Origin of the sequence: Foetidibacter luteolus (genome assembly GCF_009650435.1) — a bacterium.
Lineage (GTDB): Bacteria > Bacteroidota > Bacteroidia > Chitinophagales > Chitinophagaceae > Foetidibacter > Foetidibacter luteolus.
Genome location: NZ_VVIP01000043.1, coordinates 123172 through 140360 on the forward strand (window position 1 = coordinate 123172; position 17189 = coordinate 140360).

Below are 17189 nucleotides of genomic sequence, written 5' to 3' on the forward strand. Positions count from 1 at the left end.
GGAAAGAGGTGGAAAAGATTTTGGCGGGCCTTTTCCATAATAAAGCATGGAAAATGCTCAACTGCAATAGACGGTTAAAGGGTAATGCCAACCGGCACATAAGCGGCCTGCATAAAACAACAAAGCCACTGCAAAAACGCAATGGCTTTGTTGATTGTTAATCCTTTTACCAGGTATATTATTGCTGGGCCTCTTTAGCCGCGTCTGTTTTCATTTTTTCGTTGGCAGTAATCAGGAATTCCACACGCCTGTTGTTAGCGCGGCCTTCTTCAGTATTATTGTCATATTTAGGAGTTGATTCGCCAAAACCTTTTGTAGTTACCCTGCTTGGGGCAATATTGTGGCTTTTCAGGTAGGCAGCAACAGAACCGGCTCTTTTTTCACTCAATGTCATATTGTAAGCGTCTGCGCCGGTATTATCTGTATGGCCCTGTACTTCAATATTTGTATCAGGATACTTGTTCAGAATAGTTACAAGATCATTTAGAGATGCCTCTGAAGCAGAAGTTAAGGCAAAGCTGTTCAATGCGAATAATACCTTACTGTTAAACTCTACCACAATGCCTTCTTCCACTCTTTCTACCTTAGCGCCGGGAATTTCATTTTTAATTTCAGCGGCCTGCTTGTCCATTTTCTTACCAATCACAGCACCAGCAGCGCCACCCACGGTAGCACCAATGATTGCGCCAAGTGCAGTATTACCAGTCATTTTACCAATAACACCACCTACAACGGCGCCGCCGCCTGCACCAACTGCCGCTCCTTTCTGAGATTTGTTCCATGTGCTGCAGCTACTTATCATGAAAGCTATTGCGGTAATGCCTACTAAAAATCCTTTTTTCATAACGGTATTTTTTAAATTTTTTAAGTTCACCTGCTCTGTAAGCCAAAAGATATGCCAAATAAAATGGGTAACCGGGCAGGGTAACGCTGTTAAGTTTTAGGCTGCAAATCTCATGATTCTTACAATACAAACAAAATAGGAGTTTAGACAGCGGGCGGTAAATGCCGGGTGCAAAAGAAATGTAACTTCAAGTAAGAGTTATTAAGTACAAAGTACTTTATGCTACAGCCAGATACGCAATAAACGTGCGTTTTGGGCGCCCTACACACCTGTATTGAATAAAACTATTTTACTTTTTTGCCCCCGGAACAAGCCCGGGACAGGCTTGACACAAAAAAAGGAAAAAACGATATACAGCACGTTTCTTCCGTTCGCCCTGATTAAGCTTTTGTACTACTATGATTTAAGCAGCAGGATTTTCATAAACAAAAAGTTACTTCGCTTTTAAATACAGCCTTACTGCTAAGACAACTGCCTGTTAAACCTTTGGGTGAGGGATTGAAGCGGTTACCCCGGTGAAGGCCATTGCAGCAGGGCTTTTGTGCCGGAGTAATAGCGAAAAGCCCGACCCCTTGCGCAGCTCGGGGGCACCCCCAAGTACGAAAGTAGAAGTACGAAGTACTTTTATTTGCCTGCACCATGTTATATGCAAATGTGAGAAGTAGTGAAAATGCCTCTGGCGAAGGAAAGGCCTGTCAATTATCGTACTTAGTATAGCGTACCTAAATTGTTACTGAATGTAAGATGTAGTTACTGCTGTAAGGAAGCAATGTATTCCATTACTTCCTGCAAAGAAGTTTTGAGCTTTATACCGGCAGGTATGGAACTTTTTAGGGTTTTGGTTAACCTGCCGGAAACAATAATGGTGCTGGCCGGCAAACGGCTGGCAATACTTTGGGCAAACTTTTCGAAATTAAAGTTGCCCGAAACGGAGGTAAGGTGGGTATATAAATAGTCCGGCTGTTTTAAACGCGTTACGTATTCAATATCTTTTAACGGCGTATTGGCCCCGATGTACAAAACTTTGATGCCACGGGTTTTAAGCAGGTAATACATGTACAGCAAACCAATTTCATGATGCTCGCCTTCGGGCAGAAAAAGCAGTACGGTTTTGTTTACCTGCACCAGGCTTACGGTTTCTTCTATGCCAACAATAAGCTTTTGACGTATCAGGTTGCTTACCAGGTGTTCCTGTGCCGGGTTGATATTGTTGGTAAGCCAGAGTATGCCAATACGCTCCAGGAAAGGAAAGATTAGCTGGTTAATGGCTTTTTCTATGCCGTGTGCATAAATGTAATCGTCTATCCTGCTTTCAAATTCATCCATCTGCAGGTCTATCATTAACTGAATGAGTTCATTTATCACCCGCTCCTGCAGGGCTTGTGCATGGGATAATGTGCGGATTTTTTCTTTTATCTCCAGTTCCGTCATACGGTTGATATGCGATACTTTATAGCCGTAGCGGTTGAGCAGTGATATGTTGAGGATGGTTTTAAGCTCGTCGTTACTGTACAGCCTTATATTGGTATCTGTACGTTTTGGACGTAAGAAAGCATAGCGTTGCTCCCATATACGAAGGGTATGCGCTTTAATGCCCGAAAGGTTTTCTAAATCTCTTATGGTAAACGCATTCATAACAGTAATACAAACGGTTGCCGCAAAAAGTTCGTAGAAAATAAAATAAAAAGCCTGACCTTTTGCAGGGTCAGGCTTTTAAACAAAATTAAAGGTAATATCAGGCTTTTAGCCTTCTTAAATATTCTCCATAACCGCTTTTGGAATATAAATCTGCCAGTTTAAGTAATTGGCCATGATCAATAAACCCCATGCGATAAGCCACTTCTTCTATGCAGCCCACTTTTTGGGCCTGGCGTTTTTCTATAACCCTCACAAATTCGCAGGCATCGCTTAGCGAATCAAATGTACCGGTATCCAGCCAGGCAACGCCGCGGTTCATAACCCCAACTTTTAGTTTGCCTTGCTTAAGGTAAACAGCATTTACATCAGTTATTTCGTACTCGCCCCGCGGTGACGGGGGAATATTCCTGGCTATTTCCACCACGCTGTTGTCGTAAAAATAAAGGCCGGGAACAGCATAGTTTGATTTAGGTTGTTTTGGCTTTTCCTCTACGGAAAGTGCGTTGAAATCTTTATCAAATTCAACCACACCGTAACGCTCAGGATCGTTTACTTCGTAGGCAAAAATGGCAGCGCCATCCACATCGTTAAACGATTGAACAAGTTTGCTAAAGCCAGAACCATAGAAAATGTTGTCGCCAAGTATTAATGCCACTTTATCGTTGCCAATAAATTCTTCGCCAATTACAAATGCCTGGGCAAGGCCGTTGGGCTTTTCCTGCACAGCATATTGAAAAGTACAGCCTACGGCGGTACCATCGCCCAGCAGCCGTTGAAACTGTACGGAATCCTCGGGTGTGGTAATGATCAAAATATCTTTAATGCCCGCCAGCATAAGTATAGAAAGCGGGTAATAGATCATGGGTTTATCATATACCGGCATTAATTGCTTACTAACGCCCTTGGTAATGGGGTAAAGCCTTGTGCCGGAGCCGCCGGCTAAAATTATTCCTTTCATACTGCCAGGTTTGCTTTAAGGCCCATGCTAAAAGCAGGGTTGATGTTTTTCAATAATGGATTTTGTTTGTCTTTATCAGAAAGTATTAAAGTTTCTTCAGGTAACTGCCAGTTAATGCCCAATTCGGGGTCGTTATACATTAAGCCTCCTTCAGACGCCTTGTTATAATAGTTGTCGCATTTGTAAAAAAAAGTGGCTTTTTCACTCAGCACTACAAAACCGTGGGCAAACCCCCTGGGAATATACAACTGAGTACGAGATGTGGCTGACAATTCCAATGCAAAATGCTGGCCGTATGTAGGTGAGGCCTGCCGTATATCCACAGCTACATCCAGTACGCTGCCTTGTAAAACCCTTACCAGCTTGGCCTGGGCAAATTCGCCGGTTTGAAAATGAAGCCCACGCAATACGCCTTTTACAGAGGCTGATTGATTGTCTTGCACAAAATCGGCAGTAATACCGGTTTCTTTATAAAATTTCTCTTTGTTGAAGCTTTCAAAAAAATAGCCCCTGCTGTCTTCAAAAACTGTATCGTGAATAATGTAGCAGCCGCTAAGGGGTGTTTGTTCCAGTTTCATAAATTGTAATAATGCCACAAAAGTAGTGGCTTTGTTTTAGGTTAATGTTTAGGGTTATGCTTTGGTGGCCGGCGCCAGGAATGCTTATTGAGCATCGTTGCGTCGCACTACGTTTATCGTCCGGTTTTTTATGGCGGCAGAGAAACAGGGCTGATTGATCAGTAGTTTCATATTCAAAGTTTGCCAGCCGCCGGTTACAACCAGTAACACCAGGCTGCATAGCGGACAAGGCGTACAAGTGAGTGACACAAGTAAAGCCCAATAGTAGCAATACAGCTAAGTGCCAAAAAAATTACAGCTACCTTTCCGCGTACTGCTGCTCATAATATTTCTGGTAATCGCCGCTGGTTACATGCTCCAGCCATTGACTGTTTGCCAGGTACCAGTCTATTGTTTTGGCAAGGCCTTCTTCAAACGTTACGGAAGGAGACCAGCCCAATTCTTTGTTGATTTTAGTGGCGTCTATTGCATAGCGCAAATCGTGCCCGGGACGGTCTTTTACATACGAAATCAGTTGCTCGCTTGTACCGGGTTGGCGGCCCAATTTTTCGTCCATCAATTTGCAGAGTAGCTTAACCAGGTCAATGTTTTTCCATTCGTTAAAGCCGCCGATATTATAGGTTTCGTTGTTTTTACCATGGTGAAAAACGGTATCAATAGCGCGGGCATGGTCTATTACAAACAGCCAGTCACGGGTGTTTTCTCCCTTGCCGTAAACGGGCAATGGCTTGTTATTGATGATATTATTGATAAAAAGCGGTATCAGTTTTTCGGGAAAATGATTGGGGCCATAGTTATTGGAGCAGTTGGTAATTACGTACTGCATGTGGTAGGTTTCGCCATAGGCCCTCACAAAATGATCTGATGAAGCTTTGCTGGCGGAGTAGGGTGAATTTGGTGAATAGGCGGTTGTTTCGGTAAAGAAGCCGGTATCGCCAAGGGTGCCATACACTTCATCGGTAGAAACATGGTAAAACCTGTGGCCGGAAAGATTGGCTTTCCATTGTTCCTTGGCTACATTCAGCAAGTTTACCGTGCCAACAATATTGGTGTAAATAAAATCAAGCGGCGAAAGTATAGAACGGTCAACATGCGATTCCGCGGCAAGGTGAATAACATCGGTAATGCCGTACCTGCTGAAAACTTCGCTTAATTGATCAGGTTGCAGGATATTGGCTTTTTCGAAGAAATAGTTAGGTTCGTTTTCTATGTCTTCCAGGTTTTCGAGGTTGCCGGCGTAAGTAAGCGCATCAAGATTGATTATTTTATAGTGCGGGTACTTTTTTACAAAAAGCCGTACCACATGCGAGCCTATAAAGCCGGCGCCGCCGGTGATGAGAATGTTCCTGCTCATGATAGTGTTTTAGATTTAGCTGAGTTAAGGGTTAATGAATATGATAATAGGTTTTATACCAGTTCACAAATTGCTTTACCCCGTATTGTATACTGGTGGATGGTTTATAACCAATATCGTTAACAAGGTCAGAGATATCCGCATAGGTTTCGGGAACATCTCCGGCCTGAAGGGGCAGCATTTCTTTTATAGCGGTTAAATTTAACTCCTTTTCAATTGCCAGCACAAAATCCAGCAGGTTAACAGGGGCGTTATTGCCAATGTTATAGATTTTATATGGTGCGCTTGAAGCGGAAATATCTAACCCTTCGGTCTTCCATGCGGGGTTTTGTTGGGGAATATGGCTTAGAACCCTTACCACACCTTCAACAATATCATCCACATAAGTAAAATCACGCAGCATTTTACCGTGGTTATACAATTGAATGGGCTTGCCTTCTATTATGGCTTGCGTAAAAAGGAAAAGCGCCATATCAGGACGGCCCCAGGGGCCATAGGCTGTAAAAAACCTTAAGCCTGTGGTTGGAAGGTTAAAAAGATGACTATACGTATGCGCCATTAATTCATTGCTTTTTTTAGTGGCGCCGTAGAGTGAAATAGAATGGTCGGTATTATCGGTAGTTTTAAAAGGGTATTGCTCGTTAAGGCCGTAAACGCTGGAACTGCTGGCATATACCAGGTGTTGTATGCTGTGCTGCCGGCAGCATTCCAGTATATTGACAAAAGAAATTATGTTGCTTTCTATATAAGCATCAGGATTTATAAGGCTATACCTTACGCCTGCCTGGGCAGCGAGATGCACCACATAATCGAACTTTTCATCGGCAAAAAGCTTTTGCAACTGGTTTTTATCAGCGATGTGAAGTTGCTGGAAAGTGTAATTTTTATTTGTTTCACTTGTTATTTTAGCGTTTTGTACCAGTTTACGGGGCATAATACCCTGGTTGTTCAGCCTGTCGCATTTTAGCTGAACGTCGTAATAGTTGTTGAGGTTATCAATACCAACAACCTTGTGGCCATCCTGCAACAGCCTGTTAACTGTGTGAAAACCAATAAATCCGGCTGCGCCGGTTACGAGTACGTTCATATCAAAGGGCGCCTTTTTGCTTCAGGCAGTCATAATACAGTTGTTTGGTTTGCTCCACTTCCCGCTGCCGTGAAAATTTTTGCGTGGCAAAAATACGGCCTTTTTGGCCCATGGATTGCCTGAGTGAAGGGCTCTGTATTAATAAATTGAGTTTTTCAGCGAAATCTTCCGGGCTGAAGCTGTTAACCAGCAACCCGGTTTCTCCTTCGCTGATGGTATCTCTAACACCGCCAACATTGGTAGCCACGATGGGTTTGCTGCAAAGCTGGGCTTCAATGAGTGAAAGCGGGGTACCTTCGTTGAGTGAAGTAAGTGCCACAATATCAAGGCCATGAAGCACTTGAGTGATATCATCCACCCAGGAAGTAAAGATAACCGGGGCTGCGGGATTGTTACCTTGTTCTGCCCAGACAATGCCTGCCTGGCTAAGTTGTCGCTGTAGAACAGGCTTTAATTCGCCATCGCCAACCAAGAAGAAGCGAAGGTTTGGGCTACCATTTTTCATCATTAAAGCCACCACTTCAACAAACAATGCCTGGTTTTTTACAGGCACCATGCGACCAATGATGCCGATGGCAATCTCATTCTCTGAGAGATTGTACTGTTTTCGGAAAGAAGCCCGGTGGATCTCTGAATCCTGGATATAGTTAGCCGGATCGGAGCCAAGCGGGATTACATGAATTTTTTGCGGAGGCGCTATTTTGTATACTCCGGTCAGCTCATTTTTTTGAAAAGGGCTAATTGCGACAATCGCCGTACTGATACTGCCGAGAAATTGCTCAGCTTTTTTTACCAGTAAAGAGACAAAGGAGTTATAGTACGAGTGAAAAATATGCCCGTGAAAAGTATGCGCAATTACTTTTACCCCGGCCATCCGCGCCGCTAACCGGCCTATTAAGCCTGATTTGGCGCCGTGGGTATGCACAATATCTGGCTTTATTTTTTTGATCAGGCGATAAATTTCAATAAAGGCAAGCACGTCTTTTAAAGGGTTAACTGTACGTTTTAAATGCTTTATTTTCTGAACGTTATGGATTGGAAACTTCTTAAGAAGAAAAAGGGCATCTTCTTCATCGGGTTGCTTATCGCCATATACGACGTTAACGGTAAAGTTTTTTTTAGCCAGATAATGCGCCAGTGGTATGGTGTCTAAGGATTGGCCGCCGATAACGAGCCGGTTAAGGAGGAAGAGGAGTGTCAAAGAGAATAAAAAGTTGGTAAATTTATGAAGTGACTATAGACGGCGGAATTGTCATTTTTCGTCTTTAAGAATTAGTTGGTACAGCTGATGCCAGGACTGAACGAATGGCTGATTGGGTTCCTTAAACATCGGCTTATGAAAATCCAAGTTGCCTTTTATAGCTTTTAACATAAGGGCAGAGAGTGAGTTTACATCTGTAGTGTCGAAAAAGCAGGCTTTTTCGTAAGTATTAACTGTTTCATAGGCATAGCGGCAATCGGCTACAAGAATAGGTAAATCAAAAAATTTGGCTTCTGTTATGGGAAGTCCCCAGGTTTCCATTTTAGATGGAAACACCAGGCAATTACTTTTTCGATATAAAGCCCAAACGTTTTCTCTTTCCTGCACACCTATAAAGCAGATACACGGAAGGTCGCTATATTCTTGTTTCAATCGGGTTGCATACAAATTTTCAGTACCGTCAAAAGTTACAATCAGCTCAAATTTGTAGCTCTTCCGGTACAATATTCTTGCTGCATCAAATAATAACTCAAAATTTTTTGAAGTGCGTGGTAAAGCGGGATATAAAAAACGGAAAGGTTGAACTGCCTCCTTTGTTTCTTCCTTAAAATCTGGAACAATAACATTGGGATATGCTACCACAACATTGGACAACTTGAAAGCTTTTTCAAATTCAGTTCGCATCCATTGTTGCTGTACAAAAACATACCTGTTTGAATGAATGTTTATCCTGTAAAAGAGTTTATAAAGAAAGTGAAAGAAAAACAACTTCTTGCGCCAGGTAACATCTTTTTCCAACTTATAAAATGGCGCGGGATTGTGGCAGTAAACAACTTTCTTTTTTGCTCTTGCATTTGGTGTGAGATCGTTTATAGAAATCCATACATCCGTATGCAGTTTTATTGAAATGAACCAGCAGTGTACATACTCAAACCATATACGTAGTAACCACGATTTTTTGGGATAGGCAAATTGCCTTATTTCCACGTTCTTTAAATGAGCAATCTCTGTAAACTGAATTTTATTGTTAACAAACAGTATCAGCCTGTAATCTTCAATGTAATCTCTCACAAACGCATTTACAGCATCTTTCAAAATACTTAACGGGCCTCCGATAGTAAGATTTACAGCAGAGATGAGAACAATTGGCTTTTGCAAGTTGAGCATCTTAACAAATTGATAATGCCTTAAAGAAAAATTATCGGATACGCTAAAGGATAATTCGTAGTAAAAAATAACCGCATGCTGTTGGGGGAATCAAGAATCGGACAATTCACTCTGCCGGATCAGTTATCAGTTAATGATAATCTCGTCGCAACGCATAGCAGGCTGCCTGTTTGTATTTGAATAGTTCGACTTGCCAATCATTTTAATTGCAACTTTAATGTAGCGGGCTTTTAAGGCATTTACAGCATTAAAGGTAAATGGCTTTACTTCCTTTTTAACACCGAGACCCTGATAAATATTCTTAGCCACACCTATGTTATTGAAATGCTTATTATCATCGGAAATATCGAATGTAATTGTTTCGGGAAGCAGCGATTGAAAGGATGGATCGTGAAGAAAATTTATTTTTATTGAACTAAAATTGATTTCCTTTTTTAAATCTATGATCAATTCAACATACGGTTGCTCAAAAGCAACCCATTTTTTGTCAGTTGCCTTACTGGCAAGCATGCCATCAAAAAGTACAGCAAGACTGTTTTTCGGTATGTAACCCTGTGGCTTTGTAATTATGGCAGTGGCATTTAGCGCCAGGCTATTGACGAACTTTTGCCTCAGGTAAACGCTTTGTTCCGTATAATACTCATTGAAGTTCATCGTTCCTTCATTTATGAGCGTAGCGTTCTCTTCTGCTGCAACATTTTTGAAAGTATCCAACAATTGCATATAGTAAGCTGTATTCCCCCTGTCTGTTTTTCCTTTTACTTCAAGTATTGCATATCGTAGGGCCTGCGCGGCGTTCATGATTCTTTTACGATACACCAGGGCCGCTTTTTTAAGCGCATCTGAAGCCAAGCTAAACTGACGCTGATAAATGCTGATTTGCTTGGGCGACAGAAAATCATTTACATGATCCAGGGGCGCATCATTATTAAAAAGCGTAACGCCCTTATTCTCCCGGACGCTTTTGTTCAAAGCATTGATATAATTATTGACATACACGCCCCCTGCACCATAAAAATAGTCTGTGAACTCCTTAATGGCTTCGGAAACATTAATGTCGGGGTTCCATAAAAGTTTGGCTATAATATAGCACCTTAATTCACTGAATTCGCCCTCGGAAAAGGCCCATCCCTGCTGAAACGTATAGGATACATTGTTGCGTGAAAGAAATTGGATATTTGGTTGCAGGATTCCAAGGTTAGGAAAAGGCATATAGAGATGCTGAAAATTTATCACATAATCCCAAAAGAAAATATTATCAGTTTTTTGTTTCCATTCTTTCAAATCCGAATAAACAGATCCCGGGCTTCTATCTTGTTCAAAAGAAATTGCTCTGTTTACACCTGTGGCGCAAAAATATACCGCTACATTTTTAATGGCTTTAAGCGTTGCAGGCGCCTTTCTACTATAATTGTATGCAAGGGTAACTATGGTTTTATCTGGAAACTGTGCGGCCACTTTATTCACAAAATCTATGATTGGCCCACTTTGACTGTTTTGCTCCTTTACCAATCTTTCACAATTTTCACATTGGCAAAAGCCATCATTATCCATTTGACTCACAGAAAAATAAGTATCATCTGCGTGTAATTTTATAATGTCTGCCAGGGTAGAAGTTGCAATCTCTACTACCTCCGGGTTGGTGAGATCAAGTTGTGTTTTTACTCTTTTTCCATCCCGTAATGCGAAATACTCCGGATGATTTGCATAATATTTTTCAGGAGGCACCAGCTTAAACAGCGAATGTACCGGCAGCCCCCACCCGGGCATTTTAACCGTGTTAGGATTACCTGAAATATTGGCAAGCTTGTTCCATGCAGCATAACTTCCCTTAAAGGCTTCGCTATAATTTATATATCTGTACTTGATACGTGGTGTATATGTGTAATTCAGGGAAAAGGGTATGCTCAGTTTTTCCCTCCTGGGAAGTAGCACTGCATCACTTGCAAAATACCTGCAGCCCAAAAACTTTTCCAGAAATTCATAAACAACATTTTGCACGCCAGTCCCTCCCCCACCTGCCAGTAAAAGTTCGTTTTTATAAACACGCATGTATACACCATCTAGCCCAAGCGTAGATGGAGCATCGGAAAAAATCTTCCTGGCATTTTCAAGACTTAATACAAGAATCTGTCTATCTGCTTTTTGGCTTGTAATTTCAAACTTAGTACCGCATATCTTTTGGAGATAGCTTTGTAAAATTTCTGCAGCATTCGTTTCCTGCTCGTTGCCCGCAGTAACGAAGATAGAATAGTTGGTTTTACCTGAGTTACTTAATACCAGGGATTGCTGCGCATCAGAATGGGCGGAATAAATCAGCAGTAGCGGCATAAGCCAAATAAAAATATGTATACGTGCTAACATTCGCTGCAAGATTTTCTGATTGTTTGCATTTCTAAAGATGCGTCAGGACACACTTAATTATCCATCCCTTCTATTTGACGAAGAACCTTTTTATTAAGCTCATCACGCTCCTTATCAACGAACCATCCCCATTTATTAAAATATTTTATAGCAGATGCAACGTGATATCTTAACAGTTTAAAGCTCGCATAAGAACCTTTAGCAAATCCGTGAACTACAACTACCTCTGGATAAAAAACAGTTCTTGAAATCTGGTTAATTCTTCTTGTAAGATCAACATCTTCCAAATACATAAAAAATTGCGGATCGAAGCCATTTACAGCCTTGAATATTGATGTCTTTATAAACATAAAACAACCGGAAAGGTTCGGCGTATCTAATATTTTGTCATAACCAAAATGACTCAATTCATATAAGCTGTTTTTTCTTTTTATATTGTCAAGAAATAAAAGGAACCGCCTGCCAATGAGGTCCGTAGGCGTTGGAAGCAATTTACATAGGCGTTGTATTGTGCCGTCATTGTAAAACACTTTGGGCATAAGTTGTCCAATTTTTTCATTCTTTTCCATAAAAGAAAATATATGCTCAACCACATCTTCTGAAAAACTGATGTCCGGGTTTACAATCAGGTGGTACTTGCTTTTTCCCTGAGAAAGCCGCAAAGAAATGTTATGCGCTTTGCCGTAACCTATGTTTCCGTTATTGAAAACATACTCCACAGATGGATATAAGGTCTTAAGTTCTTTTAGCCTGTCCGTGGGCGAATTATCAATCAAATACATTTTGTATTTCAGCCTTATTTTATTAACACATGCCAATAAATTCCGAATTTGATCCGGAGGATTTTTATACAAAACAAGAGAAATCGTTAAGTCTAAATCGGTCACGGTCACTTAGTAAATAAAATTATGTTCATAGTAAAAATTATCTCTTGCATCCCACAAAATGCTAGCGAAAATTATATGGGGCTGTCGCCTGTAGTAGCTTAATGTCGCTGGAGTTCCGGCTTTTCACTGCAACTCGGCCACAGGCAGCGCTACATCTCCCTTTCAGGAAAGCCAAAGAGGTGGCGGGGTTTCCGTTTCAATCCGGCAGCCAGTCAGGCAGTAAACCGTTACCGAGCTTGTGCATAAGGTATTTATAAAGCAGTGTGCGGTTTCAAATAAACCCTAGCTTTAAGCATTTTTGCACCACCCCAAAATCTATATCAATTCAGCCACATCTGTAAAACTATTCAAAAAGCTGTTGAACGCGTTCTGAATTTCTTTTTTATCAAAAGAATTTCTTATGCAATGGTTGATCTGGGTTACAAATTCGTTTGGAACATTCGCGAAAAGCATGGCGTTGTGAGAACAAACTGTAATCCCCTCAAAAGATATAGGCGTACCTATCACTCTACAGCCATTCGACAAAGCATCCAACACTTTAAATTTTATTCCTGCGCCAAGAAACAAGGGAGAAATAAGTGCGGATGCACATTGCAGGTATGGCGCAAAATCATCAACGAAACCAAGGTATTTAAAAGATGCTGGTAACGCGTTTTGCGTTTCTGCCGACATGTTGCCGCCAATAATAATGAATTCGACATCCTCCCCAAGCAATGGATGTACATTTTCGATAAACCATAAGAGCCCCTGAATGTTCTCCTGCCTGTTCCATGACCCTAAAAAAGCGAATAACTTTAAATCTCTTCTACCGTCATAGTCTCTTACACTATTGAACCGGCTTTTGGGTATTATTGCCACTCCGTTTACTCCATAAATTTTTTTAGCTATACACTTGTCCTTGTGTGATGGAAAAAAGATGTTTCCTGATCGTTTAAAGAAGAACTTTTCGGAATAAAAGATGTAAGCCTGCACATACCGCTTATACCACTGTCCTTCTGTAGCGCGGGAAAATCTCTGAAGTATAAGATCATGACACATGATAAATAGCTTTCGCTTATTGCATATAAACAAGCTATAAATGAACATCTGGCTATAATCCAGGTAGATAACATCGTATTGTGATTGTTTGGAAATTAAGTAGCCACATACCCTTGATGAAAACCTTATGGTATAAAATGGAAAAAGAGGTATAAAAACTGCGGCATAGAAATATTTAATCAATCTATTGTTTTCTATCAGCCTGATATTACGGCAACGCTCTGGCCTGTCTACACTATGCCCTGGATAAGTGAATGCAATTACATCAACAATATAATGCTTTTTAGATAAGTCATCAATAACTGTGTTGGTGATACTTTGCCCTGCCGTAATTTTGTTTGGCGGAAAAGGAGTGATAATCAGGACTTTTTTAATATCCAATGATGAGATGCGTTTTTTGGGTATTATGATTTAATGATTTGATTCGGACAACAGCGGTCTCTGCTTTTAGCATATCTCTATCCATTTTCAATTTGCAAAGTTTGGTCCGGTAGCGTCGCTCTCAGAGATTCTCCTAATTTAAAGCTGAGTTAATAAACTATTTGAAAAACTACCCGGTTTTGCTACTACATAACTGTGCGACATTTCCGCTCTGCAAAACTGCCTGCTTCTGAATTTACCGGGGGAGAAAAGCAAAAGCTAAAAAGAATAGTAAGAAAGAAAAAATCGGTAAAGCCTTTTACGTTTAGTATAAGACAACAAATGAAACTTAGTAAGAGAAATTTTTTAAGTGGCTTATTACCTGGATTTTTTGAGATAGCAGATTCTATCCCAGCGAATTGCAGTATAAAATAGCAAACCATACCGAAGATACCGAAGTAATAAGTAAGCCGTAAATAACCTACGTCTGTACCCATGTAATACGAGCTGCCCGGGTCACCAGCAACCTGGTAATACCGGCCGTCTCCGATAAGGTAGGTTTTCATGTTATCTGGAAAAATAAACATCGTTTGCAAAACAGAAGTTGATTTAGAGGAAAACTCGCCTTGTTCCGAATAATTGATAAACATTTCAAACCCAAAAGCAGCTGCACTACTCAGTGTGTCTTGTAATTTTGGAGATACTAAAAACAAAAGATATAAGCCTGCTATAGGCAAAAGGATAAGATTTAATAAAAATAAGAGTTTGTTTTTAATTATTCGCCTGTTGGCTTTCAATGATGGAGTAAGAAGATATATCGCTGCCATTCCCAAACCTATAATTGTTGTCCGAGCCATCATCATTCCGAGCACAAAAACCATTATAAAGGAAAGCGTGAGAAAAAAAATTCTTCTGTTGGAGTTTCCGGGATTACTTAATAAAACCGCCACTATTAACAGCGCATAACTATTAACAATTCCGGCACCGAAAAAAGTTGCGCCGAAACCCGTTAGCCTAAACTCTGCTGTTTCCTCAAGCTTTGAAATGTCAAACTCAGAAATCGACTGTATTCTGTTTAAAATGTCTGCAAAAGGTGGAAATAGAAAAGATAGCAGAGCCAACATTACCTGAATAAGAACAGCAACCAGTATATATTTCATTATTGTTTCATAAGAAATATTTCGGTACGTTTTTTTAGCTATAAAATGTATAAAGTAGGCCGCCAGGATAATAAGCACCAAAGACACCGGATACTTAACAAACTCATAATCCCTTGTATTGTTTAATATTAGGCTTAAAACAGACACAAGGATTATTAAACCAAATAGAAAAAAATAAGTCAGAAGCTCTTTTTTTATCAATATTTGCTTAAACGTCTTCACCTGCTTGTCAATTGTAAACACTAGTATGGCAAATCCACTCATTGCCAATAATATTCTTGACCCAAACGGAATGCCCGTTAACTGCACCGAGTAGATGTAAAAAAAAATGCATAGTTGCAGAAAGCCTTTTTTGAATAATCTAATAAATCCTTCTACTTTCATAAAACTCCTCATGCTGGACAATCATAGACGCTAAGCTATATTGCTGCACTTCATTAAAAATTTTGCTACCTAAGCTTTCTCTCAACGCGGCATCTTCCATAAGTGTAATTAATCTTTCCGAGAGGGCATCATGATCTTTCGGTTTAAACAAAAGTCCCGAATAGCCATCTTTTATTATGGTTGTTACGATTGGAATCTCAGAGGCTATTATAGGAGTTCTCATAAAGGCCTTCTCAAGCAGCGCTACCGGAAATCCCTCAAACAAAGATGCAAAGACGCCGATATCTGTAATTGCAAGTATTTTCTGAACCTCCCGGATATTTCCTAAAAAACGTACAGAATCCAACATCTTGTTTTCGGCAACAAACAACTCAAGCTCTGCCCGTAGTTCGCCATCGCCTACAAGACATAATTTAACGTTAGAGCGTTTTTGCACTTTTTGCCATGCTTTCAACAACGTAATATGATTTTTGCCTTTATCCATTCTCGCCACATAGGTAACAATTAACTCACCCTGCTTAAAGCCAAAAGCAGATTTGCTTATACTTTGCCGAAGCTGGTAGTCGAAAATTTTTTCATCAACACCGTTGCAAATGCATCTTATGCTTGCGGCGTTATTATTAAAATACTTTATGCACTTATGATATACTGGTTCAGAAATGGCAATTATATAGGGATTCGTTAGCCTGGTGGCTACTTTTTCAACAAGCAGCCGGAACGCATTAACTATTCCCTTTTCGGAGTAGTATAAGCCCTGTGTATGTACCGTATGGAAATGTTGAATACCTGCCCGTTGAAGCTTTATGGCCGATGATACAAAGAGAAGCTGTTGAAAAAAGGTATGGGAATGAACAATATCGGGGTTAATCTTTTTTAGGATAGCTTTTATTGCCCGAAGCCCCTTGAACCAAAAATAAATTGCTTTAAAACCCTCAAGGCAATTGTAGTTAATGGGTAGTGTAAACACCTTAACATTGTCTTTTAGCTGTTCTAACTGTTTATTGTGATCCTTTGAAAACAGTACAATAAAAACTTCATATTTTTTTGGGGATAAACCATTAGCGAGTTCCACAACTATTTTTTCGCGACCACCAAAAGAAAGGCTCCCAATTACAAGGACTATTCTGATTCGCCGGCTGTCTGCCATCTATATCCTTTCTTTGATAGTTTCCAGGGTTAATCTCCAGTCTATTCCTAACAAGGCTCTGAAAGATTGTAGCTTTACTTTAAAAGAATTCTCCCTGCTTTTGATTATGGAAAACAATGCTAAGGCCATATTTTTATCAAAAACCTTTTCTAGTATTTTTGCATTGAATAACTGCAGTTTATCATTCTTCGCCAACAGCTCGTTTTTCCAAAGCGAAAAAGCGCTTATTTCCCTGATCGTTGATTGTCTATCCCATTTTCCCTCTAAAAACCGCAAATGCCACCCCAAAAATGATTCTGCAAAAAGGTAAGGTTTCGCATACATGTCAATGATTTTCTTAAACGCATCTGCTTTTTTGTCCTTTTGCTTTATACTTATATTATCGCCATGCCATCTGTATTTAAGAAGGACAGTTGGCAGGTTGGCTACAGCATATTTCTGTGCTATTGCCAGCCAAAGCTCGTAATCTTCCGCAGGCACTAATCCTTCTTTGTATTGAGGTAAAACGCTTTTCCGAATCATTACCGCCGGGTGGGCAAAGGGGTTACTGAATAATAATTGTATTTTCAACTCCTCGTTGCCGGTTGGGAAATGTACTTTTTTAATCGGCTTATTTCGATCGTCAATTACTATGTAATTTGTACCACATAATGCAGTTTGAGGATTCTTTTCCAAGAAAGCTACCTGAGACTCAATTCTGTCCGGCATTGAAATATCATCTGCATCCATTCTCGCAATGTATTTTCCCTTTGCTATTGATAGGCCAAGGTTTAAATTTTGGACGAGTTGTAAATTATACTCATTATTCACAATCTTAATCCTTTCATCTGCTTTCGCAAGGATGGTTAGAATTGACAAAGTATTGTCTTTAGACGCATCGTTTATAGTGATTATTTCCAGCGATTTATATGTTTGTATCATAATAGACCTTACAGCGGCTTCAACAAACTTTTCCGCATTATAGCAAGGCATTACTACCGATACCAACGGTTTAATTTTCATTTTGTAAACTATACACTCAA

At 40.3% G+C, this 17189-nt stretch carries 14 protein-coding genes; all 14 read right to left on the reverse strand.

Annotated features, from left to right (window positions below; genetic code table 11):
• Nucleotides 1-178: 178 nt before the first annotated feature.
• The 14 genes from F0364_RS13120 to F0364_RS13185 all read right to left on the reverse strand — a co-directional run bounded on the left by F0364_RS13120 (nt 179) and on the right by F0364_RS13185 (nt 17169).
• Complete coding sequence (locus tag F0364_RS13120) at nt 179-844, reverse strand: YiaD family glycine zipper/OmpA-like lipoprotein (protein WP_153798239.1); 666 nt, start codon at nt 842-844, stop codon at nt 179-181.
• A gap of 750 nt (nt 845-1594) precedes the next feature.
• Nucleotides 1595-2479, reverse strand: a complete 885-nt coding sequence (locus F0364_RS13125) for a MerR family transcriptional regulator (RefSeq protein WP_153798240.1) — start codon at nt 2477-2479, stop codon at nt 1595-1597.
• Between the two features lie 100 nt (nt 2480-2579).
• Entirely contained in the window at nt 2580-3440 is an 861-nt protein-coding gene (gene rfbA, locus F0364_RS13130; RefSeq protein ID WP_153798241.1) for a glucose-1-phosphate thymidylyltransferase RfbA, read from the reverse strand.
• Nucleotides 3437-4018: a dTDP-4-dehydrorhamnose 3,5-epimerase gene (gene rfbC / locus F0364_RS13135; protein WP_153798242.1), complete on the reverse strand. Its 582-nt coding sequence runs from the start codon at nt 4016-4018 to the stop codon at nt 3437-3439. The genes rfbA and rfbC overlap by 4 nt, the downstream gene beginning before the upstream one ends.
• A 298-nt stretch (nt 4019-4316) precedes the next feature.
• Nucleotides 4317-5372: a dTDP-glucose 4,6-dehydratase gene (rfbB, locus tag F0364_RS13140; protein WP_153798243.1), complete on the reverse strand. Its 1056-nt coding sequence runs from the start codon at nt 5370-5372 to the stop codon at nt 4317-4319.
• A gap of 31 nt (nt 5373-5403) precedes the next feature.
• The gene (locus tag F0364_RS13145; protein WP_153798244.1) at nt 5404-6459 is read right to left on the reverse strand and encodes an NAD-dependent epimerase; all 1056 of its coding nucleotides are present in this window, start codon (nt 6457-6459) and stop codon (nt 5404-5406) included.
• A 1-nt stretch (nt 6460) separates the two neighbouring features.
• A complete protein-coding gene (locus F0364_RS13150) occupies nt 6461-7660 on the reverse strand; it encodes a glycosyltransferase family 4 protein (protein WP_153798245.1) in 1200 nt (399 codons plus the stop codon).
• Nucleotides 7661-7711: 51 nt separating this feature from the next.
• Nucleotides 7712-8344, reverse strand: a complete 633-nt coding sequence (locus tag F0364_RS28930; RefSeq protein ID WP_207632657.1) for a glycosyltransferase — start codon at nt 8342-8344, stop codon at nt 7712-7714.
• A 609-nt stretch (nt 8345-8953) separates the two neighbouring features.
• Entirely contained in the window at nt 8954-11158 is a 2205-nt protein-coding gene (locus F0364_RS13160) for a DUF4838 domain-containing protein (RefSeq protein WP_207632658.1), read from the reverse strand.
• Nucleotides 11159-11244: 86 nt separating this feature from the next.
• Nucleotides 11245-12078 (reverse strand): glycosyltransferase family 2 protein, encoded by an 834-nt coding sequence (locus F0364_RS13165; RefSeq protein WP_207632659.1) that lies wholly within the window; start codon nt 12076-12078, stop codon nt 11245-11247.
• Between the two features lie 315 nt (nt 12079-12393).
• Nucleotides 12394-13497, reverse strand: a complete 1104-nt coding sequence (locus F0364_RS13170; protein WP_153798249.1) for a glycosyltransferase — start codon at nt 13495-13497, stop codon at nt 12394-12396.
• Nucleotides 13498-13682: 185 nt separating this feature from the next.
• Entirely contained in the window at nt 13683-15020 is a 1338-nt protein-coding gene (locus F0364_RS13175; protein ID WP_153798250.1) for a hypothetical protein, read from the reverse strand.
• Nucleotides 14998-16167, reverse strand: a complete 1170-nt coding sequence (locus F0364_RS13180) for a glycosyltransferase family 4 protein (protein ID WP_153798251.1) — start codon at nt 16165-16167, stop codon at nt 14998-15000. Before F0364_RS13180 ends, F0364_RS13175 begins: the two co-directional genes overlap by 23 nt.
• Nucleotides 16168-17169, reverse strand: coding sequence for a glycosyltransferase family 2 protein (locus tag F0364_RS13185; RefSeq protein ID WP_153798252.1), 1002 nt, complete (start codon nt 17167-17169; stop codon nt 16168-16170). It abuts the gene before it with no gap.
• Between the last annotated feature and the right edge of the window lie 20 nt (nt 17170-17189).

Coding starts and splice junctions, on each gene's coding strand:
- F0364_RS13120 (WP_153798239.1), bottom strand. CDS start 844: ATGAAAAAAGGATTTTTAGTAGGCATTACCGCAATAGCTTTCATGATA.
- F0364_RS13125 (WP_153798240.1), bottom strand. CDS start 2,479: ATGAATGCGTTTACCATAAGAGATTTAGAAAACCTTTCGGGCATTAAA.
- rfbA (WP_153798241.1), bottom strand. CDS start 3,440: ATGAAAGGAATAATTTTAGCCGGCGGCTCCGGCACAAGGCTTTACCCC.
- rfbC (WP_153798242.1), bottom strand. CDS start 4,018: ATGAAACTGGAACAAACACCCCTTAGCGGCTGCTACATTATTCACGAT.
- rfbB (WP_153798243.1), bottom strand. CDS start 5,372: ATGAGCAGGAACATTCTCATCACCGGCGGCGCCGGCTTTATAGGCTCG.
- F0364_RS13145 (WP_153798244.1), bottom strand. CDS start 6,459: ATGAACGTACTCGTAACCGGCGCAGCCGGATTTATTGGTTTTCACACA.
- F0364_RS28930 (WP_207632657.1), bottom strand. CDS start 8,344: ATGCGAACTGAATTTGAAAAAGCTTTCAAGTTGTCCAATGTTGTGGTA.
- F0364_RS13160 (WP_207632658.1), bottom strand. CDS start 11,158: ATGCCGCTACTGCTGATTTATTCCGCCCATTCTGATGCGCAGCAATCC.
- F0364_RS13175 (WP_153798250.1), bottom strand. CDS start 15,020: ATGAAAGTAGAAGGATTTATTAGATTATTCAAAAAAGGCTTTCTGCAA.
- F0364_RS13180 (WP_153798251.1), bottom strand. CDS start 16,167: ATGGCAGACAGCCGGCGAATCAGAATAGTCCTTGTAATTGGGAGCCTT.
- F0364_RS13185 (WP_153798252.1), bottom strand. CDS start 17,169: ATGAAAATTAAACCGTTGGTATCGGTAGTAATGCCTTGCTATAATGCG.